Raw genomic sequence first — 21,176 nt, 5'->3', positions numbered from 1 at the left:
AATGCGGCTGGTCATATTTTTACTGGTGACAGCCGCATTGGCAGGCTGGTTTGTTACAGAGCCCGGTCAGGTAGATACGCAACAGTACGGCGACTTGAAAGGTGATGCAGGCAAAGGCGAAATGGTGTTTCACGCGGCTGGATGCGCCAGCTGCCATACGGTCCCGAATGCAGAATTTTCCAAGCAGCCAGTGCTGGCCGGGGGACGCGCTTTTGCCAGCGAATTCGGCACGTTTTATGCCCCGAATATCTCTTCCGACCCGACCCATGGTATCGGCTCTTGGGGGCTGACGGACCTGGCGAACGCGCTGGTTCATGGCACGTCGCCTTCGGGGACGCATTACTATCCCGCCCTGCCCTATACGACCTATGCCAAGGCTGCGCCACAAGACATCGCGGACCTTTACGCGTTTTTGAAGGCCTTGCCGGCGGATGCTACACCAAGCCGTGCGCATGACGTCGATTTTCCCTTCAACATCCGTCGCAGCCTGGGTGGATGGAAACTGTTGTTTGCGTCCAACGCGTGGTTGGCTGAAGCGCCCACCGAACAGTTGCAACGCGGCCGCTACCTTGTAGAAGCGCTGGCCCATTGTGGCGAATGCCATACGCCGCGCAATGCCTTGGGCGGAATGGATCGCGCCAAATGGCTGCAAGGGGCTCCAAACCATTCAGGACGCGGGAAAATTCCGAACTTGATCACGATGGATTGGTCACAAGCGGATTTGGTAGAGTACCTGACAAGTGGTTTCACCCCCGATTTCGACAGCGCGGGCGGTGAAATGGCCGAGGTCGTGCAAAACATGGCCCGCCTGCCTCTTTCGGACCGCGAAGCCATTGCCGCTTATCTGATCGCTCTGCGCTGATTAGCGTTTCAGGGGATAGCGGTCGCCCTCTTCAAAGACATCAATCGCCTTGGCCCCGGCCTTGATCACACCGCTATGTACGACGCCCGCGGGGATGTCATAGGTGTCGCCCGCGCGATAGGTGCGGGTTTCATCGCCAATGGTCAGCTCGATCTCGCCATCAATGACGGTGCCCCACTGCCCCAGATGCGAATGCGGCGGCAGCACCGCGTCTTTGTGAAAGTGAAAGAACGCCACCATCCCGTCGTCAGAGGCGATGGCACGAATGGTCACGTCCTCTTCGGAAAACGCGGTTTCGAGGCTGGGAAAGCGATGGATGAATTCAGCGAAATCGCTCATTCGGCCCCCAGTTTGGCCAGACGGTTTTCGCGCAGCCGCGCAAAATCATCGCCCGCGTGATAAGACGAGCGCGTCAGCGGCGTGGCCGAGACCATCAGGAAGCCCTTGCCATAGGCGGCTTTTTCATAGGCGGCGAATTCATCGGGATGCACGAACCGATCCACGGCGTGGTGTTTCGGGGTCGGCTGCAGATATTGACCAATGGTCAGGAAATCAATGTCAGCAGCGCGCATGTCGTCCATGACCTGATGCACGCCCTGTTTATCCTCGCCCAGGCCCACCATGATGCCCGATTTGGTGAACATGGTCGGGTCCAGCTCTTTCACCCGTTGCAACAGACGCAGCGAGTGGAAATAGCGCGCACCGGGGCGGACTTCGGGGTACAGACCCGGAACCGTTTCCAAGTTATGGTTGAACACATCCGGCTTGGCCGCGACCACGGTTTCCAGCACGTCATCCGAACATTTCAGGAAGTCAGGCGTCAGGATTTCGATCGTGGTGCCCGGGCTGCGGTGACGCACGGCGCGGATGGTCTGCGCAAAATGCTCGGCGCCGCCATCCTCAAGGTCATCGCGGTCCACACTGGTGATCACCACGTGGTTCAGGCCCAGTTTCTGCACGGCGTCCGCCACGCGACCGGGTTCGAACGCGTCCAGGGTCTGCGGCTTGCCTGTCGCGATGTTGCAGAAGGTACAGCCGCGGGTACAGATCTCGCCCATGATCATCATGGTGGCGTGGCCCTGGCTCCAGCATTCGCCCGCATTGGGGCAGCCCGCCTCTTCGCACACGGTGACCAGCTTGTTTTCCCGCATGATCTTGTGCGTTTCCTTGTATCCCTCGGACACCGGAGCCTTCACGCGAATCCAGTCCGGTTTTTTCGGCTGGGCATTGTCCTTGCGATGCGCCTTTTCGGGGTGCCGTTGCTGGGGGATTTTCAGGTCACGCACGATCATATTCCTGCTGTTTGTTCAGGCACCACTATAAAACTTAGGCAGGTCAAGCACCAGTGACGCCAACGTGAAAATGTGAGCAATGGCCATGTCAACGCCGCATGGCAGCAATTTTTCGTTACCTACCATAGCGTTATACCCTCAACATGCAGAAAGAATGAATCTTTTCTCGCACTGCAACGCAGAATTTGGCCTTGGCAGTAGTTTAGAAACGTTTTAAGAAGTGGCCAAATCAGCCTTTAACCGCAAAAGAGGATAAATCGATGCAAGCTGGCGCAAAACTGCCTAACGTCACTTTCCGTACCCGTGTTCGCGACAAATCCGTGGGCGGCCCGAACCCGTTCCGCTGGGAAGACAAAACCACCGCTGACTATTTTGACGGCAAGCGCGTGATCCTGTTCTCGCTGCCCGGCGCGTTCACCCCCACCTGCTCGACCTACCAGCTGCCCGGCTTTGAAAAAATGGCCGGCGAGTTCGCTGAAAAAGGCATCGACGACATCTATGTCATGTCGGTCAACGACAGCTTTGTCATGAACAAATGGGCCCAGGACCAGAACCTGGAAAACGTCAAAGTGATCCCTGATGGCTCGGGCGAATTCACCCGCAAAGTCGGCATGCTGGTCGCCAAGGACAACCTGGGCTTTGGCATGCGTTCGTGGCGCTATGCCGCCATCGTCAACAACGGTGTGATCGAAGCCTGGTTCGAAGAGCCCGGCCTGTCCGACAACCACGGCGAAGACCCCTACGGCGAAAGCTCGCCCGAAAACCTGATGAAATACCTGGACGCCGCAGGCGAGCCCGTCGCCGCCGAATAATCCGGCAGTCCCATGAATTTGCGAAGGCCCGCCCGAGAATTGGCGGGCCTTTTGCTATCCGGCTTTCTCGCGCGAGGATTGCACCAGCCCCTGTCCAATTTGGCGCAAGATCACAGCCAGGTCGCTGAACCAGCCATCATCGACTGACGATGCGCGCCGCACCAGTCCGATCATCCGGGAGGGCTGAGGCTCGGCAAAGCGCAGCAAGTGCATGTCCGGCGCCGCGCGCTGTTCGGACATCGCAGCCATCTCGGGCATCAGAGTAAGCCCGAAACCCGCTGCGACCAGCCGTGTCAGCGTCGCCAAAGAAGACGCACCCATATTGATTTGACCAACTGTATCCGGGGATTGTCCGCACACCTCCAGTGCTTGATCCGTCAGGCAATGTCCGTCCTCAAGCAACAATAATTGAGCAGGGCGCAGTTCTGTCGGACGCAAAGTTTCCGGGTTCCCGATCGCCCGAAGGCGGGCCGCACTTCCTGCCAGTAAAAACCTATCCTCGAACAAAGGCTCTTCGATGAGGCCATGATCGCCAGTTGGAAGGGCCAACACCGCGGCATCGATTTGCCCGGCCGTCAACGCTTCCAGCAATCGGTGGGTTTTCCCTTCTTGGATTTGAACGTCCAGTTGAATGTCATCTGTACGCAGGGCGGCCAATGCCCCTGGCAACAAGTAGGGCGCAATCGTCGGGATGACACCCAGAGTCAGTTGCCCGGACAACCCGGTTTGCCACCGGGCGGATTCTTCTAGAACGCGCACCCCATCCAGGACATTGTTCGCCTGCTGCAAAATGCGCCGCCCGAATGGGGTCAACAAAACGTCGCGCGCCTGGCGCTCGACCAGCGGCGCGCCCAGAGTTGTTTCCAATTCCTTGATCTGAACCGAAAGCGCGGGTTGAGAAACGTGAACAACTTGCGCGGCCCGACGAAAGTTTCGTTCTTCTGCGAGCGCCTGAAAATACCGTAATTGGCGAAGGGTGATTTTCATAATCTCACCCTATCACCTTTTATGATTTCGAAAAGCCTTGACTATCGCTAGCCGATCATTTGGGCGGATGCTCCTTGCGCATCATAGTGCCGTTTCAGCCTTTGCAGCGCGATCCGAAGAACGATTTTGCCCGAACGCGCAGACCATCCCATGCGTTTTTCCGCTGTTTCCAGACCCTCCAGATAACAGCAGCACCGCAACGCCACGTCGCCCAGGCCCGGCCCCAGATCCCGCAAAGCCGAGGCCATCCGCGCGCGCGCGGCGGCAGGTCCGGTGACGCCCAATTCGCCGCTGCCGGTATCAGCGCCGCCACGGCCGCTTAGGAAATGATCCCAATTCTGAGTGATGCCCGGCTCGATCTGAGACAGTTCGAAATCCTCGCGCAGACGTTCCCCCACCGCGACCAGATCATCGGACAAAAACGGGTTGCCCTCTTTGTCTTTGCGCCGGGCCAGCAGGGTCAAGGGCGAATCCGGGGCCGAGTAACGGCTGCGCCCGCTTGGTCGTGCCGCCCCCGCGCCGATCCCGACCGTTTCAGCCCCCGCGAATCCGGCCTGAGCCTCGGCAAAACCGGGCTGCGCTGAATTCTCTCGCTTGGCCACCAATGTCGCAAGCGCCGCCCGCCCTGCCGAGGTGACGCAATAGCGCGAAATCCGCCCCGGAGCCTCGCAGGTGATCCATTCCTTCAACGCCATGGCCTGCGCCACCTCGCGATCCACCACGGCGGTGCGGGTGGTCGTGCCACTGTCGTTTTCACGCACGACCACTGCCTTTTCCATTTCCTGAGCGACAGCCAGAACCGAGCCGGTTTCTGTCATCCGTCGCAGGATGCGCGCGGCCTCTTTTTCGAATGCATCGGTTTCCACAGGTTGGTGAGAGTTTTCTGGGACGCTCATGATGTCTGGCTCCGGTTTCTTGGTCGGTGAGGTCAGTCTCGGCACCTGAAAATGCGTTCGGCTCAGGCGCAGAAGGGCTTCGTCAACCAAAAGATCCTCGCGTCGGCATTCCACCTTTCGAATCTGGCGCAAGATAGTCGAAGCATGACAGCCGGCTTCGCGTGCGATGGCACGGATGGTCAGACCGGTTTCAGTATGCGCCAGGTACCGTACGGCACTGTCTGGCACCCATTCCGGCACAGTTGCGGCACTTGCGGGCGTCGCGATTGCATTCGGCATGTCAGCTCCATAAAGGTCACGTTTCTTGACCCGGTTATCCACGCGATATCCCCAGATCACCCGCAACCTAAGCGCGGGTTTGTTACCCTTTGGTTAACAATTATTGTTCTGACAATCTTTGTTTCCAATTAGTAAACATTTGAGGTGCCCAGCGTTCGGTAGTTGCGACCATTGCGCAACACTACCCTAGGATGTGTCATCGTGCTTCTCGACCTCTGGAAAGGAGTACAAGACATGATGGACCTGCTGAGTTTTCTGACCACCCTGCGTCGCCCGCGTCTGCTGATCCGTGCGGCACGGTACGGAATTGCGGAATACCGCCGCGACATTCACCTGGCACGCATTCTGGGAACGTCGCGCCTGCCGCGTTCGGCGGCGGCACTGTCTGAACTGATCAATCTGGAAATGGAAACGGACGAACTGCGACGCCAAAAAGCGGCCGATTACTCGCCCGCGCGCCATGTGGAATTGTTGATCGCTGTCATGGGCGAGGCACAGCTCTTGCGTGCCTCGAGCAGTTGATCAACTGAACGCGTCCGGCATCGAGGCCTTCTTGCCAGCGACATAGGCGGCCAGCGCTTCGGCGGTGGCCGGCTCGATCGAAGGCGCCACATAATCCGCCAGCATCTTTTCGACCCGAGCCGAGGCCAGCGCCATGGTGTCGCGTGCGCCCTCTTCGGCCCAGGTTTCAAAGGGCTTGTAATCCAGCACATCGGACCGCCAGAACGCCGATTGAAAATTCGCCTGGGTGTGCGCACATCCTAAATAGTGCCCACCCGGCCCGACCTCGTGAATGGCGTCCAGGGCCTGGGCGTTTGCGTCCACGCTGATTCCCGCAGCCATCTTGTGCAGCGCGCCCAGTTGATCGGCATCCATCACGAATTTCTCGTACGAGGACACCAGCCCGCCTTCCAGCCAACCACAGGCGTGCAACATGAAATTCACCCCCGACAGCAGCCCCATGTTCAGGGAATTCGCGCTTTCATACCCGGCCTGCGCATCTGGCAGCTTGGACCCGGTGAATCCGCCCGACGACCGGTAGGGCAGCCCCAGGCGCCGCGCCAACTGCCCGGCCCCATAGGTGATCTGCGCGGCCTCGGGCGTCCCAAAGGTGGGCGCGCCTGAATTCATGTCGATCGATGTCACGAACGCCCCCATGATCACCGGCGCCCCTTTGCGGATCAGCTGGGAATAGGCCACGCCGGCCATGGTCTCGGCCAGGACCTGCGTCAAAGTTCCCGCAACCGACACCGGCGACATCGCGCCGCCCACGATAAACGGGCTGATGATACAGGCCTGATTGTTGCGCGCATAAACCTCAAGACTGCCCATCATCACATCGTCAAAGGTCAGCGGCGAGTTGATGTTGATCAGCGAGGTCATCACCGTGTTTTCCTGCACGAAATCCTTGCCGAACAGAATCTCGCACATCTCCACCAAATCCTGTGCGCGGCTGGGTTCGGTGACCGAGCCCATAAAGGGCTTGTCCGACAGAGTCATATGGGCATGGATCATGTCCAGATGGCGCTTGTTCACCGGGACATCCGTCGGCTCGCACACCGTACCACCCGAGTGATGCAGCCATTTGGACATATATCCCAGCTTCACGAAGTTGCGGAAATCCTCCATCGTGGCATAGCGGCGGCCACCTGCTGCATCATGCACAAACGGGGGCCCATAGACGGGTGCCAAAACCAGGCTGCCATCCCCGATCACGACCGAGCGTTCGGGGTTACGGGCGTGCTGCGTAAAGGTGTTGGGGGCCGTCTGGCACAACTGGCGCGCCAAACCGCGTGGGAAACGGACGCGCTCGCCCTCGACGCTCGCCCCGGCATCGCGCAGCAGGTCCAGCGCAGCGGGGTTATTGACGAAATTCACACCGATCTCTTCCAGAACGGTTTCGGCGTTGTGTTCGATGATCTCCAGCGCTTCGTCGTTCAGCACCTCCAGATTGGGGATGTTGCGTTCGATATAGCGCGCGGTCTCAAAGGACACCGCTGTGCGTGCTGCCCGTCGGGCGGCCCCGCCGCCCCCACGTCGTCTGCGCCCGGCCTGTTCGCTCATTCCTGATTCTCCCCAGATGTCGCGTTTTCCTATTCCTAGGACGCTTCGCGCGGCCCGCTTGGATGGAATGCGGCCTCTGAGGCGCAAAAACGACCTCTCCCCGCGTTCCGGCAAGCTTTGTCGCGCTGCGCCCTCTTGCACGGGCAATCAAGCCGCCGTATTGGGCGTACATGACCCAAGACACCCATGACCGCCTTCTCATCATCGACTTTGGCAGCCAGGTCACGCAGCTGATTGCGCGTCGCCTGCGCGAGCTGAGCGTCTATTGCGAAATCCACCCCTATCAGAACGTCACCGACGCGTTTCTGGCCGAGTTTGCGCCCAAGGCCATCATTTTCTCGGGCGGCCCGGATTCGGTGATGCGCGAGGGCTCGCCCCGTCCGCCGAAATCGGCCTATGACCTGGGCGTGCCGATCCTGGGCATTTGCTATGGTCAGCAGGTGATGATGCATGATCTTGGGGGCCGGGTCGAAGCCGGTGAACATGCCACCGCTGAATTCGGTCGCGCCTATGTCACGCCCGGCGACACTCATCCCGATTTCCTGACCGGTTGGTTCCTGGACGGGCAAGAGCAGGTTTGGATGTCCCACGGTGACCACGTGGCCGAGATTGCCCCCGGCTTCGAGGTTTTTGGCACCTCGCCCGGCGCGCCTTTTGCGATCACTGCCGATCTGAGCCGCAACTTCTTTGCCGTGCAGTTCCACCCCGAGGTGCACCACACCCCGAACGGCGCCACCCTGTACGAGAACTTTGTGAAACTGGCGGGGTTCAGCGGCGACTGGACCATGGGTGCCTATCGCGAGGAAATGATCGCCAAGATCCGCGAGCAGGTCGGCGACAAGAAAGTCATCTGTGCGCTGTCCGGAGGCGTGGACTCATCCGTGACCGGCATCCTTTTGCACGAAGCGATCGGCGATCAGCTAACTTGTGTCTTTGTCGACCATGGCCTGCTGCGCCTGAACGAGGCCGAGCAGGTCGTCTCGATGTTCCGCGACAACTATAACCTCAACCTGATCCATGCAGACGAAAGCGATCTGTTCCTGGGCGAGCTGGAGGGCGTTTCCGATCCGGAAACAAAGCGCAAGACTATCGGCAAACTGTTCATCGATGTGTTCCAGAAATACGCTGATCAGATTGAAGGCGCAGAATTCCTGGCCCAAGGCACCCTGTACCCCGACGTGATCGAAAGCGTCAGCTTCAGCGGTGGGCCGTCGGTCACCATCAAATCGCACCACAATGTGGGCGGTCTGCCCGAAAAGATGGGCCTGAAACTGGTCGAACCCCTGCGCGAGCTGTTCAAAGACGAGGTCCGCGCGCTGGGTCACGAACTGGGCCTGCCTGCGTCGTTCATCGGCCGTCACCCCTTCCCCGGGCCGGGTCTGGCGATCCGCTGCCCCGGCGAAATCACCCGCGACAAGCTGGAGATCCTGCGCAAGGCCGATGCCGTCTATATCGACCAGATCCGCAAACACGGACTGTATGACGACATCTGGCAGGCTTTTGCCGCGATCCTGCCGATGCGCACCGTGGGCGTGATGGGCGACGGGCGCACCTATGACTATGCCGTTGCGCTGCGGGCAGTGACGTCTGTGGACGGGATGACGGCGGATTACTATCCGTTTACACACGAGTTCCTGGGCGAAACCTCGACCCGGATCATCAACGAGGTGAAGGGTGTGAACCGTGTCTTCTATGATTGCACGTCGAAACCACCCGGAACGATCGAGCTGGAATAATCCTGAAGACACCCCGCCTGGCCCAGCTTGGCGGGGTGTTTTTCTGCGGTCCCGCACCAGGCGTCGCAACGTCAGCACTCAATTCTCAACTCATTTCTTCTTTTTCGATCTAACAGGGCGTAACCAAGACCCACGACCGGCCTGGTGCTGATGGTTTCTTGTGTCAGGGCTGCGGTCCGTCTGAGGTTTCGAAACAGAGCAACAGCATGTCCCATCCCAACAGCATCATCAAAGCCAGCCTGTGGATGACCGGAGCGATTGCCTCGTTCACGGCGATGGCCATTGCCGGGCGTGCTGTCAGCTCCGAGTTGGACACCTTCGAGATCATGACCTTCCGCAGCTTTGTTGGCATCATCGTTGTGCTGATCGGCGCCAGCGCGGCTGGCACGCTGAATCAGATCACGCGCCGGCATCTGGGCACGCATCTTATTCGCAATCTGGGGCATTTTGCGGGCCAGAACCTGTGGTTCTATTCTTTGCCCCTGATCCCGTTGGCGCAGGTCTTTGCGCTGGAGTTCACGGCACCGCTGTGGGTGATTTTGCTGTCGCCCTTGGTGCTGCGCGAACGGATCACGCCCATCCGGGCGCTTGCGGCTTTTCTTGGGTTTGTAGGCATCCTGATCGTGGCCCGCCCTACCCCGGACAGCTTTGAATTCGGGCAGCTGACGGCCGCCATGGCGGCGATCGGCTTTGCGCTTTCGATCATGTTCACATCCAAACTCACCCGGACCGAGACCACCACCTGCGTTCTGTTCTATCTGACGACCATGCAGGCCGTATTCGGTATGATCTGCGCTGGCTATGATGGCGATGTGACCTTGCCGTCACTGCAATCGCTGCCTTGGCTGGTGTTGATCGGTTTTGCGGGGCTGCTGGGCCATTTCAGCCTGACCAATGCCCTGTCCATCGCGCCTGCGACCGTTGTGGTGCCGTTCGATTTCACCCGTCTGCCTCTGATCGCATTGATCGGCATGGTGTTTTACAACGAACCTCTCGAGCTGTGGGTGATCCTGGGGGCTTTGGTGATCTTTGGCGCCAACTATCTGAACATATGGAATGAAACCCGGCGCTAGCGGCGCCCGAATTGTCTCACCCCCTGTGATAAGATTTGACCGCCCTGCCCGGCCCCGCTAGGACTGCCTGCGCGCAAAGGGGCAAGAGCATGATCTATGAAACCGCTCAGGACTGGCTGAAGGCCGACAAGAAAAAAGTGCTGTTCTTCGGCATGTCGGGGCTGGGGAAAACCTTTGTCTCGAACATGCTGCGCGATCAGGGGGCGTGGTTCCACTACTCGATCGATTACCGCATCGGCACGCGGTATATGGGCGAATACATCGCCGACAACGCCAAGCGCGAAGCGATGAAAGTGCCCTTCCTGCGCGATCTGCTGATGTCGGATTCGATCTATATCGGTTCGAATATCACCTTTGAAAACCTGACGCCCGTATCCTCGTATCTGGGTAAACCCGGGGACGTCTCCAAGGGCGGCCTGCCTTACGGAGAATACACGCGCCGCCAGTCGCAATTCCGCACCGCTGAAATCGCGGCGCTGCTGGATACGCCCTATTTCATCGAACGGGCCGAGGCGCTGTATGGCTATCCACATTTCATCTGCGACACGGGCGGATCAATCTGCGAATGGGTGAACCCAGAAGATCCCGAAGACCTGGTGCTGAAAACCCTGTCGCAAAACGCGCTGATGATCTGGATCGAAGGCTCGGACGCCCATACCGAAGAGCTGGTGCGCCGCTTCGACAAGGCGCCCAAGCCCATGTCTTATCAGGATGCGTTTCTGGAACGGGTCTGGGCCGAATACCTGACGCTGAAAGGCTGCGATGAAACGCAGGTGGACCCGGATGACTTTATCCGCTGGACCTATGCCCAGGCCCTGGCGCACCGTCAGCCGCTGTATCGCGCGATGGCGCAGAATTGGGGCGTCAGCGTCAAGGCCGAAGAGATCGCGCAGGTTAAAACCGCAGATGATTTCGATCAGTTGATCGCACAGGCCCTTGAGCGTCGGTGATCCCTGCCTTATCTCTTGGCCTCCAACCTTATCGGAGCCTGAAAGATGCCCATCAAATTGCCACGTGACTTGCCTGCCTATGACGTTCTGACGAACGAAGGCGTCATGGTCATGTCCGACGAGATGGCCCAGCACCAGGACATCCGGCCCATTCGGATCGGGCTCTTGAACCTGATGCCCAAGAAAATCCAGACGGAAAACCAATTCGCCCGGTTGATCGGCGCGACGCCCTTGCAGATCGAATTTTCGCTGATCCGCATGAGCGAGCACGAGTCGAAAAACACCGGCGCGGCCCATCTGGAAAGCTTTTATCGCCCCTTCAGCGAGGTCAAAGCCAGCGGTGAAAAATTCGACGGCCTGATCATCACCGGCGCCCCGATTGAGCACCTGCCTTTCGAAGAGGTCACCTATTGGGACGAGCTGAAAGAGGTGTTCGAATGGACCCAGACCCATGTGCACTCGACCTTTGGTGTGTGCTGGGGCGGCATGGCGATGATCCACTATTTCCATAACGTGCAGAAATACGTGTTGGATGAGAAACTGTTCGGCTGCTATCGCCACATGAATTTCGCCGCCCAGAGCCCCTATCTGCGCGGCTTCTCGGACGATTTGATCATGCCGGTCAGTCGCTGGACAGAGATGCGCCGCGAGGAAATCGAGGCCGCGAACCTGCCGATCCTGCTGCACTCGGATGCGGTGGGCCCTGCGCTGGTCGAAGACCCCCAGCACCGCGCGGTCTATATCTTCAACCATCTGGAATATGACAGCGACACGCTAAATCAGGAATATCAGCGCGATCTGGCCAGCAACCAGATCGAAGGTGCCCAGATTCAGATGCCGTTCAATTATTTCCCCGAGGACGATCCCAGCCAGCAGCCTCAGAACCGGTGGCGCAGCCATGCGCACCTGCTCTATGGAAATTGGATTTCCGAGATCTATCTGACAACGCCATATGACATGTCCCTGATCGGACAAGAATTGACAGATTGGCGAAAACAGGACTAGGGTTTGGCTCTTAAGGTATTGGCATTTATTGCCGTTTTGATCTTCGCGCTGCACGGATACACCCTGCAGCGCGCCGCAAAGCATGAAAAACGCGCGATGGCGTCGCATCCGCCCGAAGGCCAGATCGTGATGGTGGACGGGCATCGCGTTCATGCGGTGGTTTTGGCCCCCGAAAACCCGCGCGCGGATGTGGTGATGATCCACGGGGCCTCGGGGAACACCCGCGACTTCACCCATGATCTGGCGCATCAGCTCGCGGAAACCTACCGCGTGATTGTGTTTGATCGTCCGGGGCTGGGATATACCGACCGCATCAACCGCACAGGCGCAACCTTGCAGCAACAAGTGAGCCTGCTGTCTGAAGCGGCTGTTCAATTGGGAGCCGACAAACCCATCGTTCTGGGCCAGTCTTATGGCGGCGCTGTCGCCCTGGCCTGGAGCGTCTATCACCCTGATCGCCTGTCTGGTCTGGTGCTTTTGGCGGCGGCCTCTCAGACATGGGAGACCGGGCTAAGCACCTATTACAAAACCCTTTCGCATCCCTGGCTTGGCCCGGTGGTGATCCCCTATCTGACCGCTTATGTGCAAGATGACCGGGTCACACACGAGCTGCACGCGATTTTTACGCCCCAACGCCCGCCCCAAGGCTATGACAGCCATATCGGCGCGGGTCTGACCCTGCGGCGCGATAGCCTGCGCGCCAATGCGTTGCAACGCGCCAATCTCAAGGAAGAAATCCGCGCGATGATGCCGGAGTATGGCGCAATCTCGGTTCCTACCGAGATCCTGCACGGAGATGCGGACATGACGGTGGGCCTGCACATTCACTCGGTTCCGCTGTCGCAACAAATCCCCGGGGCCACGTTGACCGTCTTACCCGGGATTGGCCACATGCCCCAGCACAGCTCGAAACCCCAAGTAATCGAGGCTGTCCACCGCACAGCGGCCCGTGCCGGATTGAACTAAGCGCCCGTAATCGCCATATTGTTTTGAAAACAAGTGGAGAGGCCCATGGAGCTGCCCTTTGACGGCGCGATCAGTGCATTTTACCAGAATGACGCCCCCGAGGACGTGCGCAATGCAATCAAGCGCGCTGAAAAGGGGGACATCCTGGCCCCCAGCTATCCCCATTCCGAAAAACTGGCGCGCAAGCCCTATGAAAAGGATATGGAGAAGCTGCAGATTGAACTGGTCAAGCTGCAACGCTGGGCCAAAACCACCGGCCAGCGCATCGCCATCCTGTTCGAAGGCCGCGACGCCGCCGGCAAAGGCGGCACGATCAAGCGTTTTCGCGAAAACCTGAATCCACGCGGCGCGCGTGTTGTGGCCTTGTCCAAGCCCTCGGATACGGAACAGACCCAGTGGTATTTCCAGCGCTACATTGATCACCTGCCTGCGGGCGGCGAGATCGTGTTCTTTGACCGCAGCTGGTACAATCGCGGCGTGGTCGAGCACGTGTTTGGCTTTTGCGAGCCCGAGCAGCGCGAGCATTTCTTCACTCAGGTTCCCGATTTTGAACGGATGCTGGTGGATGAAGGCATTCTTGTCTTCAAATTCTGGCTGAATGTCGGACGGGCGGAACAGTTGAAACGCTTCCTGGACCGCGAGAACGATCCTCTGAAACAGTGGAAGCTCAGCTGGATCGATGTCGAAGGCCTGAAAAAATGGGACGCCTACAGCGACGCCATCAGCGAAACCCTGCGCCGCAGCCATACGGACTGGGCGCCTTGGACGGTGATCCGCTCGGACGATAAGAAACGCGCACGGATCAGCGCCATCCGCCATGTCCTTCATACTGTCAGCTATGATCGCAAGGACGCCAAGGCCATTGGCGCTGTGGACGACCAGATTTGCGGCGGACCGGACATCTGGGATGCCTAAGAAACGCGGATATCATCACGGCAACCTGCGCCAGGCCTTGGTCGAGGCCGCGTTGAAGCTGATCGAGGAAAAGGGGCCCACCGGGTTCACCCTGTCCGAGGCCGCCAAGCAGGCGGGCGTGACCCCTGCGGCCGTCTATCGACATTTCGAAGGGCGCGAAGACCTGATCGCCGAGGCAGCCCGTCAAGGGTACGAGATTTTCGGCGATGTCATGCAGTTTGCCTATGAATCCGGGCAACCCTCGGCACTGGCCGCGTTCGAGGCAACGGGGCGCGCCTATCTGGCCTTCGCGCGCAAATACCCCGGCCATTATATCGCCATGTTCGAATCGGGAATTTCGGTGAACCGCTCGCCCGAGCTGGCCGCTGTTGCAAAAAAAGCACGGGGGGTGCTGGAAAAGGCAGCAGAGGAGCTGTCTCAGAACATCCCGCCGGAAAAGAGACCTCCTGCATCCATGTTTTCCGCCCATATTTGGGCTATGAGCCATGGTGTAGTCGAGCTTTTCGCCCGCAATTCCCCCGGAACGCAGTCACCTTTCCCGCCCGAAGACCTGCTGGAAACCGGAATTGGCGTCTATTTGCGGGGTCTGGGACTCATTTCGCCCGATAAATAGGCAGTTTTTTGGGGCAAATGGTTGCGCTAAAGGCACATCATAAAACCTTCATATTTGACGCCAAAATCAACGTTTACTTTTTCCGCGCTGCGGCGTTAAAGGTTGCCTCGACGGCTGGGCGGGCGACGCTTCAAACCACACTCCAATCCGGTTTTGAACGCCTCCTTCTACCCCCGAGCAATCGGGGAAGACTTGGCAACAGTCGGGCATGAAACCAAATACGCTATGAAGGGACATCGTATGTTCACGCAAAAAACTCTGGCAGCTGCTGCTGCAATCGCTCTGCTGCCCGTCGGCGCTTTCGCAGGCGAATTCTCGGCCACCGCTGGCTTCGAAGCTTCGATCGATTTTGACAACGACCTGGACCCGACCGGCGACGCCGTTGAACTGAGCCTGGGCGCCGAATACGCCGAAGGTGGCTTCACCGCTGGTGTTTCCGCAACCTTCGCTGACGGTGCGACCGACGAAGTCGAGTACGAACTGGCTCTGGGCTACGGCGGCGACCTGTCGGACGTTCTGAGCTACTCGGCCGGTCTGTCCGCGACTTGGCTCGACGACAGCGACTACCAAGGTACCGAAGCCGAGCTGGGCTTCTCCTACGCCTTCACCGACGACATCACCGGTTCGTACACCTACACCAACGTAGTTGACGCACCTGCCGCAGTTGGCACCGAAGGCGACTACTCGCACGAAGTTGCTGTTGAAATCGCCGTTGGCGACTGGACCGTCGAGCCCGTCATCTCGGTCGACCAAGCTGACGTCGTCGCATACGAGCTGAACTTCGGCTACGAATTCGAAAGCGGCGTTTCGGTCGGCATCGAATTTGCTGACGACGACACCGCCGGCACCAAAATGACCGGTTCGCTGATCTTCGGCTACGAAATCGACCTGATCTAATCTGGTTGTGTAAGAACCGCGTCCTCCAATCGCGCGGAAAGACTAAGGCGGGCTCCCTCGGGTCCGCCTTTTTTGATGTCTGGAGGTGGGTGCCCCTGCCCCATGAGATTTCCGCAAGACCCGGACAAAGAAAAAGGCCACCCGAACCGGGTGGCCTTTTCCGTAAGCTCTGTATCGAAGATTAACGCTTCGAGAACTGGAACGAACGACGGGCTTTACGCTTACCGTATTTCTTACGTTCCACAACACGGCTGTCGCGGGTCAGGAAGCCAGCGGCTTTCAGCGGGGCGCGCAGCGACGGGTCGAACAGTTGCAGGGCTTTCGAGATGCCGTGCTTGACTGCACCGGCCTGACCGGACAGACCGCCGCCTTTCACGGTGGCGACAACGTCGAACTGATCCTCGACACCGGCCACACCGAAGGGCTGACGCACGATCAGTTGCAGAACGGGACGTGCGAAGTAGGCGTTCATCTCTTTGCCGTTCACGGTGACCTTGCCCGAACCGGGTTTCACCCACACACGGGCAACAGCGTCTTTACGCTTGCCGGTGGCGTAGGAACGGCCCAGCTCGTCACGGACGGGCTCGCGGGGGGCTTCGACTTCGACAACGGTTTCAACACCGGTGGCCGCGGCCAGGTCTTCCAAAGTATTGATTTGATCAGACATTTATCAGCTCCGGGTGTTCTTGGAGTTCATGGACTTGACGTCCAGAACTTCGGGGTTCTGCGCTTCGTGCGGATGCTCAGCGCCCGCGTAGACACGCAGGTTGGTCATCACTTTGCGCGACAGGCGGTTGCCCGGCAGCATACGCTTGACGGCGGCAGTGACCACACGCTCGGGGTACTTGCCTTCCAGGATCTGACCGGCGGTGCGGTGCTTGATGCCGCCCGGGTGGCCAGTATGCCAGTAGTATTTCTTGTCAGTACGCTTTTTGCCAGTCATCTGGATCTTGTCAGCGTTGATGACAATCACGTTGTCGCCCATGTCCTGGTTCGGAGTGAACGACGGCTTGTGCTTGCCACGCAGACGCATGGCGACAATCGATGCCAAGCGGCCCAGCACCACGCCTTCGGCGTCGATGATGATCCACTTTTTCTCGATGTCTGCCGGAGTAGCAGAGAAGGTTTTCATCGCGGGATTACCCTTGTTCAGTTGCGGAAACGGGCAAAAGGCCCCTATCCAAATTCGATTGCGCGGTTATATAGGGCCTGAAAACACAGTCAAGACGCACAAACGCGTATTTATCGTTTGTTATCAGAGTGTTGAAAAATAGGTATTTAAATACCCCAACTATTTCGCGTCAAACTGTGAATTCTTCGCGCGGGTTGTCCAGCAATTGGCGCACTTGCACGATTCCCGCCTCGTAGCGCTCCATATCCACCTGTCCGTTCACCGCAATCCGCACCGCATGAGGCGCACGGGCGTGGCGTAACACGAACTCTTCGGCGCTTTTCAGGATCACGCCCTGTGCCTCGGCTGCGCGAATGAAGCTGGCCGCGCGCCATCCATTTGGAAGCTGCACCCACAGGAACGGAACATCCTCTTTCCAGGTCACATTATGCCCGCCCAGATGGTTGATGGTCAGCCGCAGCAACTCGTTCATCCGGGCGCGCGACTTGGCCGCCACACTGCGCAGCCTTGGATCAGACATAAAGGCCAGCGTCACCTCGGACAAAGGACGCGACAGGCCGAAAAATGCATAGGCCGAGGTGCGAGCCAGCTCTTGCACCCGTTCCCGCGGAGCCACCACATAGCCAATCCGCAAGGCCGGCGTCAGCGCCTTGGACAAAGAGGACACATACCAGCCCAGCCCCGGCACCAGTGAGTGATAGCTTTCTGCCATATGCGGCCCGATGACATAACAATCGTCATCCAGAATGTTCAGCCCCAGACGCGCTGCCATATTGGCGATTTCGCGGCGGCGGCGACGAGACGTGGCGCTGACTGTTGGGTTGTTGACCTCAGAGGACGTACAGAACATCTGCACCCCCTCTTCGCGTACGGCGCGTTCCAGCGCCGACACAATCGGCCCTTCGGAATCGCTGGGAATCCCGACCACGCGGGCGCGGCACAGCTCGGCCGCGCGGCGAAAGCCTGGATAGGTCAGGTTCTCGACGGCAATCGCAGGGTCCGGGCCGCGCAACACGGTCTGCATCACCAACAACAGCGCGTTTTGCGCCCCGTGGGCCAGAACAACATCCTCGGCGGTGAAATTCCCGATCGGCAGATCATCCATCCAGCGACGCAACGCGCGACGCAGAGGCAGATCCATCGTGCGCTCGGGATAGTTCAGAAACTCTTGCGAGGGCATCGTGTCGGCGGTGGCCCGCATCGCATCGCGCAACAGCGCGCTTTGCCCCACATCCGGCAGCAACGGGCTGCGCAGGTTCAGAACCTTGGGCCAGGCAACCGAGTCATCCACCTGTGTCGTGGCCTCGGCCACAAAGGTGCCCCGCCCGACCCCGGCCTGCAAAACACCTTCGTCCGTCAGCAGCGAATAGGCCCGCGCCACCGTGCCCGGTGTGATCGACAGCTGATAGGCCAGCTCGCGGACCGGAGACAGCTGCGCCCCACTGGGCAAGACCCCACCCGCCACGGCGCTACGAATCTCGTCCGCCAGCGCTTTGTACTTAGATCGGCCAGCCTTGCTCAGGTCCGGGACCCAATTTGTACCCATAACAATGTTTTCCTAGACGGTTTGTACCAAATAATTGTATCAGTCATCTCGTAGCAACCCCGCTACTTTGTGTCAATACAATTGAAGGATTTATCCCATGTCACAGCAGCAAGCCCTGCTCGCCGCCAACATCATCTCTTACGACCTCGGCCAGCCCGCGCCGGTCGTGGCCCGTTGGGCGATGGCGTTCGCGGTGATTGTGACCAAGTGGGACAGCCGACATCGCACCCGAAAGGCGCTGCGCCAGCTGACAGACGAGCAGCTGAAGGACATCGGCATCGAACGTGACGTGGCTTATACGGAGGCCCGTCGCCCATTCTGGCGCGCGTAACGACCCCGTCCGCGTTGGAATGTACTTGGCCGGGGCCTGTCCCCGGCCTTTTTTATTTGGGCGGTATCGAATAGGTCATCGAGGCCCGCGCAACGGGCGCGTCTTTGCCCTCGGAATAGATCAGCACATCGCCGACGGCCAAAACACGACCTAGTTTCAACAGGTTACATTCGCATATCAAATCCCGGCTTGCCTCGGGTTTACGCAAGAAATCCATCGAGCAATTGGTGGTCACCGCCAGGGCCTTGGGCCCGATCATGGCCAGCACCGCCAGGTAGATCGCGCAATCGGCCAGCGCAAACATACTGGGCCCGGAGACGGTGCCGCCGGGCCTCAGATGCCGCTCGGCGATGGGCATGCGCACACGCACCCCCATATCACGCACCTCTTCTATCACGAAGTCCTGGTTCACCTGTGGGAACTGCTGCTCCATAAACTGCGTCAATTCCGCTGCGGACATTTTTGCCTGCATCGCTTCCCTCCCTGTCGTGTTGGTCCTAGACTTGCCGTGAATGGCGAGGAGAACAAGATGGCAATCTTAGAACGTAACGACACGGGCGCTGTCGCCCATCTGACGCTGAACACCCCCGAGAAGCTGAATGCGCTGAGTGACGCGATGCTGGCGGCCCTACAATCCGAGTTTGACCAACTGAGCAACGATCAATCCATCCGCGCGGTTGTGCTGTCTGGCGCGGGCAAAGCGTTCTGTGCGGGCCATGACCTGAAAGAGATGACCGCCGGGCGCCAGGCCGAGGATGGCGGCAAGGCCTATTTCAAAGATCTGTTCGATCGCTGCGCCCGTATGATGACAACCATTCAGAAAATGCCGCAGCCGGTGATCGCTCAGGTTCACGGGATCGCAACGGCCGCTGGGTGTCAGCTTGTGGCCTCATGCGATATGGCCGTCGCGGCTGACGGCACCAGGTTCGGCGTGAATGGTGTGAATATCGGCCTGTTCTGCTCGACCCCGATGGTGGCGCTGTCCCGCAATATCCCGCGCAAACAGGCGTTTGAAATGCTGTCCACCGGCCAGTTCATTCCCGCCGATCGTGCCGAGGCCCTGGGCTTGATCAACAAAGTCGTCCCGCAGGACCAGCTGGACACCGAAACTCACAAACTGGCCGAACTGGTCGCGGGCAAACTGGGGGCCGCGGTGAAGATCGGCAAAGAGGCCTTCTATAACCAGATCCAGATGCCCTTGGATCAGGCCTATGCCTATTCCGGGGACGTGATGGTTGAAAACATGTTGTTCCGCGACACCGCAGAAGGCATCGCCGCATTTCTGGAAAAACGCGACCCAGATTGGCAGCAATAAGGCACAAATGCCCCAAATCCGGACAGGCGGGGCGGGAATCATGGGGGATTTCCGCCGAAACCCACCCGTCGTTTCCAATTCGTGCATTATTCTTTTCTAACTTGCCACTATTCTGCCCCAAATTCCTCCGGTATAGAAAAGGTATAGAGGATTTGATGAACCTCTTGATCAAGCGAGTGTGGGTCACCCTTTGCGGGCTGTCTCTCTCGGCCGCGATTGCTCAGGCGGCTGATATGCCCGATGCGGTGACCCACTCGACCTTCCCCGACACTGACATGACGATGGTCCTGCTGGGGCGTGATCTGTTCTATGATCCGATCCTGTCTGGAAACCAGAATATCTCTTGCGCGACCTGCCATCACCCGCGTCTTGGCACCGCGGATGGGGTCAGCCTGTCGATTGGCGAAGGTGGAGCAGGTCTGGGGCCGGACCGGACGGTCGTAGCTGGTCAAGAGCCGCACGCCCGTATCCCCCGCAACGCCCCTGCCCTTTGGAACCTTGGGGCCTATGAATTTTCCACGATGTTTCATGACGGCCGGGTCGAACTGGACGATACCGCCCCCTTTGGCCTGCGCATGCCAGAGGATCGCCCGCTGGACCGCGGCCTGCCCTCGCCGCTGGCCGCGCAAGCGATGTTGCCGCCGCTCTCGCCCGAGGAAATGGCCGGTCAAACCGGGGAAAACCCTGTCGCGGACGCCGTGGCGCGCGGGGATGCCGCTGGTGCCTGGGCCGTTCTGGCCGCGCGGGTCAATGCGATCCCGGCCTATCACACGCAGTTTGACCGGATTATCGGAGACGCACCCGTCCATTTCACCGATATCGCCAGTGCTCTGGCCGAGTTCATCACTTTTGAATTCCAAGCCATCAACAGCCCGTTTGACGCCCATCTGCGCGGGGACGCGGACGCCCTGACCCCAATGCAACATCAGGGCATGGAGCTGTTCTATGGCAAGGCCGGGTGCAGCGCGTGCCACAGGGGCCCTTTCCTGACCGACCACAGTTTTCACGCGATCGCCATGCCTCAACTTGGGCCTGGAAAGGAACCCGGCGACTATGCGGACCTTGGCCGCCATATGGTCACCGGACGGGCCGACGACCTCTATCGCTTTCGCACGCCCTCGTTGCGCAACGTCGCCACCTCGGCGCCCTATGGCCATACCGGTGCCTTCGCTGATCTGCGCAGCGTCGTGCAGCACCACGCAACCCCGGTGCAGTCGTTGATGCAATACGAGCGTCGCCAGGCCATCCTGCACACCTATAATTTCAACGACTGGCAGGCGCTGGATGATCAGGACGAATTGATCGAGATCGCCGCTGGCAGCGAGCTGCCAGATACGCCCCTGTCCCCGACCGAAATTGACGCGCTCGTCGCCTTTCTGGAGGCGCTGACCGATCCCGACTCGATTGCCGGGCGTTTGGGAATTCCCCAGACAGTGCCCTCGGGCCTGCCAGTGGATCAGTAGGCCAACATCTCAACAGGGCTTTTCAAACGCGTCCGCCTGCCC

23 protein-coding genes are annotated in these 21,176 nt (G+C 59.2%); 14 read left to right on the top strand and 9 right to left on the bottom strand.

Annotated features, from left to right (window positions below):
- Position 1: 1 nt before the first annotated feature.
- Complete coding sequence (locus ACXADQ_RS14695; RefSeq protein WP_475322161.1) at positions 2-862, top strand: c-type cytochrome; 861 nt, start codon at positions 2-4, stop codon at positions 860-862.
- Here the strand turns inward: ACXADQ_RS14695 and ACXADQ_RS14690 are convergent, their stop codons facing one another.
- Positions 863-1,201, bottom strand: a complete 339-nt coding sequence (locus ACXADQ_RS14690; protein ID WP_475322157.1) for a cupin domain-containing protein — start codon at positions 1,199-1,201, stop codon at positions 863-865. It lies immediately after the preceding gene.
- Positions 1,198-2,148 (bottom strand): lipoyl synthase, encoded by a 951-nt coding sequence (gene lipA / locus ACXADQ_RS14685; protein ID WP_475322153.1) that lies wholly within the window; start codon positions 2,146-2,148, stop codon positions 1,198-1,200. Before lipA ends, ACXADQ_RS14690 begins: the two co-directional genes overlap by 4 nt.
- Before the next feature lie 266 nt (positions 2,149-2,414).
- On the opposite strand from lipA, the gene ACXADQ_RS14680 reads away from it, so the two are divergent.
- Positions 2,415-2,966, top strand: a complete 552-nt coding sequence (locus ACXADQ_RS14680) for a redoxin family protein (protein WP_475322151.1) — start codon at positions 2,415-2,417, stop codon at positions 2,964-2,966.
- Between the two features lie 54 nt (positions 2,967-3,020).
- Here ACXADQ_RS14680 and ACXADQ_RS14675 read toward each other — a convergent pair whose 3' ends face one another.
- Both ACXADQ_RS14675 and ACXADQ_RS14670 read right to left on the bottom strand, forming a co-directional pair.
- A complete protein-coding gene (locus ACXADQ_RS14675; protein ID WP_475322148.1) occupies positions 3,021-3,953 on the bottom strand; it encodes a LysR substrate-binding domain-containing protein in 933 nt (310 codons plus the stop codon).
- 47 nt (positions 3,954-4,000) lie between these two features.
- Complete coding sequence (locus ACXADQ_RS14670; RefSeq protein ID WP_475322144.1) at positions 4,001-5,128, bottom strand: DUF6456 domain-containing protein; 1,128 nt, start codon at positions 5,126-5,128, stop codon at positions 4,001-4,003.
- A 234-nt stretch (positions 5,129-5,362) separates the two neighbouring features.
- Between ACXADQ_RS14670 and ACXADQ_RS14665 the strand changes: the two genes are divergently transcribed.
- Positions 5,363-5,650 carry a DUF6477 family protein gene (locus ACXADQ_RS14665; RefSeq protein WP_475322140.1) on the top strand — a complete coding sequence of 96 codons (288 nt, stop codon included), beginning with the start codon at positions 5,363-5,365 and terminating at the stop codon, positions 5,648-5,650.
- Here the strand turns inward: ACXADQ_RS14665 and ACXADQ_RS14660 are convergent, their stop codons facing one another.
- Positions 5,651-7,192: a trimethylamine methyltransferase family protein gene (locus tag ACXADQ_RS14660; protein ID WP_475322136.1), complete on the bottom strand. Its 1,542-nt coding sequence runs from the start codon at positions 7,190-7,192 to the stop codon at positions 5,651-5,653.
- 170 nt (positions 7,193-7,362) lie between these two features.
- On the opposite strand from ACXADQ_RS14660, the gene guaA reads away from it, so the two are divergent.
- From guaA to ACXADQ_RS14620, 8 genes are all read left to right on the top strand, one after another.
- Positions 7,363-8,928: a glutamine-hydrolyzing GMP synthase gene (gene guaA / locus ACXADQ_RS14655; RefSeq protein WP_475322132.1), complete on the top strand. Its 1,566-nt coding sequence runs from the start codon at positions 7,363-7,365 to the stop codon at positions 8,926-8,928.
- Positions 8,929-9,134: 206 nt separating this feature from the next.
- Positions 9,135-10,001 (top strand): DMT family transporter, encoded by an 867-nt coding sequence (locus ACXADQ_RS14650; RefSeq protein ID WP_475322128.1) that lies wholly within the window; start codon positions 9,135-9,137, stop codon positions 9,999-10,001.
- 89 nt (positions 10,002-10,090) lie between these two features.
- A complete protein-coding gene (locus tag ACXADQ_RS14645) occupies positions 10,091-10,951 on the top strand; it encodes an ATPase (RefSeq protein WP_475322124.1) in 861 nt (286 codons plus the stop codon).
- A gap of 45 nt (positions 10,952-10,996) precedes the next feature.
- Positions 10,997-11,956 carry a homoserine O-succinyltransferase gene (locus ACXADQ_RS14640; protein WP_475322120.1) on the top strand — a complete coding sequence of 320 codons (960 nt, stop codon included), beginning with the start codon at positions 10,997-10,999 and terminating at the stop codon, positions 11,954-11,956.
- Between the two features lie 3 nt (positions 11,957-11,959).
- A complete protein-coding gene (locus ACXADQ_RS14635; protein ID WP_475322115.1) occupies positions 11,960-12,922 on the top strand; it encodes an alpha/beta fold hydrolase in 963 nt (320 codons plus the stop codon).
- A gap of 45 nt (positions 12,923-12,967) precedes the next feature.
- Positions 12,968-13,837 carry a polyphosphate kinase 2 gene (gene ppk2, locus ACXADQ_RS14630; RefSeq protein ID WP_475322112.1) on the top strand — a complete coding sequence of 290 codons (870 nt, stop codon included), beginning with the start codon at positions 12,968-12,970 and terminating at the stop codon, positions 13,835-13,837.
- Positions 13,830-14,450 (top strand): TetR/AcrR family transcriptional regulator, encoded by a 621-nt coding sequence (locus tag ACXADQ_RS14625; protein ID WP_475322108.1) that lies wholly within the window; start codon positions 13,830-13,832, stop codon positions 14,448-14,450. Before ppk2 ends, ACXADQ_RS14625 begins: the two co-directional genes overlap by 8 nt.
- Before the next feature lie 240 nt (positions 14,451-14,690).
- Positions 14,691-15,347 (top strand): hypothetical protein, encoded by a 657-nt coding sequence (locus ACXADQ_RS14620; protein ID WP_475322105.1) that lies wholly within the window; start codon positions 14,691-14,693, stop codon positions 15,345-15,347.
- A gap of 181 nt (positions 15,348-15,528) precedes the next feature.
- Here the strand turns inward: ACXADQ_RS14620 and rpsI are convergent, their stop codons facing one another.
- From rpsI to ACXADQ_RS14605, 3 genes are all read right to left on the bottom strand, one after another.
- Positions 15,529-16,014: a 30S ribosomal protein S9 gene (gene rpsI / locus ACXADQ_RS14615; protein ID WP_475322101.1), complete on the bottom strand. Its 486-nt coding sequence runs from the start codon at positions 16,012-16,014 to the stop codon at positions 15,529-15,531.
- A gap of 3 nt (positions 16,015-16,017) precedes the next feature.
- Complete coding sequence (rplM, locus tag ACXADQ_RS14610) at positions 16,018-16,479, bottom strand: 50S ribosomal protein L13 (RefSeq protein ID WP_475322097.1); 462 nt, start codon at positions 16,477-16,479, stop codon at positions 16,018-16,020.
- Positions 16,480-16,648: 169 nt separating this feature from the next.
- Complete coding sequence (locus ACXADQ_RS14605; protein WP_475322093.1) at positions 16,649-18,025, bottom strand: aminotransferase-like domain-containing protein; 1,377 nt, start codon at positions 18,023-18,025, stop codon at positions 16,649-16,651.
- Positions 18,026-18,122: 97 nt separating this feature from the next.
- On the opposite strand from ACXADQ_RS14605, the gene ACXADQ_RS14600 reads away from it, so the two are divergent.
- A complete protein-coding gene (locus ACXADQ_RS14600; RefSeq protein WP_475322089.1) occupies positions 18,123-18,356 on the top strand; it encodes a DUF1127 domain-containing protein in 234 nt (77 codons plus the stop codon).
- Between the two features lie 52 nt (positions 18,357-18,408).
- Here the strand turns inward: ACXADQ_RS14600 and ACXADQ_RS14595 are convergent, their stop codons facing one another.
- On the bottom strand, positions 18,409-18,828 hold the full coding sequence (locus ACXADQ_RS14595) for a PaaI family thioesterase (RefSeq protein ID WP_475322085.1): 420 nt from the start codon (positions 18,826-18,828) through the stop codon (positions 18,409-18,411).
- A gap of 57 nt (positions 18,829-18,885) precedes the next feature.
- Here ACXADQ_RS14595 and ACXADQ_RS14590 point away from each other — a divergent pair, with 57 nt between their 5' ends.
- Both ACXADQ_RS14590 and ACXADQ_RS14585 read left to right on the top strand, forming a co-directional pair.
- Entirely contained in the window at positions 18,886-19,671 is a 786-nt protein-coding gene (locus ACXADQ_RS14590; RefSeq protein ID WP_475322083.1) for an enoyl-CoA hydratase, read from the top strand.
- A gap of 155 nt (positions 19,672-19,826) precedes the next feature.
- Positions 19,827-21,134, top strand: a complete 1,308-nt coding sequence (locus ACXADQ_RS14585) for a cytochrome-c peroxidase (protein WP_475322079.1) — start codon at positions 19,827-19,829, stop codon at positions 21,132-21,134.
- Positions 21,135-21,176 lie beyond the last annotated feature (42 nt).

The organism is Thalassovita sp. ABM4_323 (genome assembly GCF_056158665.1).
This window is presented reverse-complemented; position numbering and strand designations above follow the sequence as displayed.

What these genes read in the sequence shown, in the direction of transcription:
- ACXADQ_RS14695 (WP_475322161.1), top strand. Translation starts at nt 2, where the DNA reads ATGCGGCTGGTCATATTTTTACTGGTGACAGCCGCATTGGCAGGCTGG.
- ACXADQ_RS14690 (WP_475322157.1), bottom strand. Translation starts at nt 1,201, where the DNA reads ATGAGCGATTTCGCTGAATTCATCCATCGCTTTCCCAGCCTCGAAACC.
- ACXADQ_RS14680 (WP_475322151.1), top strand. Translation starts at nt 2,415, where the DNA reads ATGCAAGCTGGCGCAAAACTGCCTAACGTCACTTTCCGTACCCGTGTT.
- ACXADQ_RS14675 (WP_475322148.1), bottom strand. Translation starts at nt 3,953, where the DNA reads ATGAAAATCACCCTTCGCCAATTACGGTATTTTCAGGCGCTCGCAGAA.
- ACXADQ_RS14670 (WP_475322144.1), bottom strand. Translation starts at nt 5,128, where the DNA reads ATGCCGAATGCAATCGCGACGCCCGCAAGTGCCGCAACTGTGCCGGAA.
- ACXADQ_RS14665 (WP_475322140.1), top strand. Translation starts at nt 5,363, where the DNA reads ATGATGGACCTGCTGAGTTTTCTGACCACCCTGCGTCGCCCGCGTCTG.
- ACXADQ_RS14660 (WP_475322136.1), bottom strand. Translation starts at nt 7,192, where the DNA reads ATGAGCGAACAGGCCGGGCGCAGACGACGTGGGGGCGGCGGGGCCGCC.
- guaA (WP_475322132.1), top strand. Translation starts at nt 7,363, where the DNA reads ATGACCCAAGACACCCATGACCGCCTTCTCATCATCGACTTTGGCAGC.
- ACXADQ_RS14650 (WP_475322128.1), top strand. Translation starts at nt 9,135, where the DNA reads ATGTCCCATCCCAACAGCATCATCAAAGCCAGCCTGTGGATGACCGGA.
- ACXADQ_RS14645 (WP_475322124.1), top strand. Translation starts at nt 10,091, where the DNA reads ATGATCTATGAAACCGCTCAGGACTGGCTGAAGGCCGACAAGAAAAAA.
- ACXADQ_RS14640 (WP_475322120.1), top strand. Translation starts at nt 10,997, where the DNA reads ATGCCCATCAAATTGCCACGTGACTTGCCTGCCTATGACGTTCTGACG.
- ppk2 (WP_475322112.1), top strand. Translation starts at nt 12,968, where the DNA reads ATGGAGCTGCCCTTTGACGGCGCGATCAGTGCATTTTACCAGAATGAC.
- ACXADQ_RS14625 (WP_475322108.1), top strand. Translation starts at nt 13,830, where the DNA reads ATGCCTAAGAAACGCGGATATCATCACGGCAACCTGCGCCAGGCCTTG.
- ACXADQ_RS14620 (WP_475322105.1), top strand. Translation starts at nt 14,691, where the DNA reads ATGTTCACGCAAAAAACTCTGGCAGCTGCTGCTGCAATCGCTCTGCTG.
- rpsI (WP_475322101.1), bottom strand. Translation starts at nt 16,014, where the DNA reads ATGTCTGATCAAATCAATACTTTGGAAGACCTGGCCGCGGCCACCGGT.
- rplM (WP_475322097.1), bottom strand. Translation starts at nt 16,479, where the DNA reads ATGAAAACCTTCTCTGCTACTCCGGCAGACATCGAGAAAAAGTGGATC.
- ACXADQ_RS14605 (WP_475322093.1), bottom strand. Translation starts at nt 18,025, where the DNA reads ATGGGTACAAATTGGGTCCCGGACCTGAGCAAGGCTGGCCGATCTAAG.
- ACXADQ_RS14600 (WP_475322089.1), top strand. Translation starts at nt 18,123, where the DNA reads ATGTCACAGCAGCAAGCCCTGCTCGCCGCCAACATCATCTCTTACGAC.
- ACXADQ_RS14595 (WP_475322085.1), bottom strand. Translation starts at nt 18,828, where the DNA reads ATGCAGGCAAAAATGTCCGCAGCGGAATTGACGCAGTTTATGGAGCAG.
- ACXADQ_RS14590 (WP_475322083.1), top strand. Translation starts at nt 18,886, where the DNA reads ATGGCAATCTTAGAACGTAACGACACGGGCGCTGTCGCCCATCTGACG.
- ACXADQ_RS14585 (WP_475322079.1), top strand. Translation starts at nt 19,827, where the DNA reads ATGAACCTCTTGATCAAGCGAGTGTGGGTCACCCTTTGCGGGCTGTCT.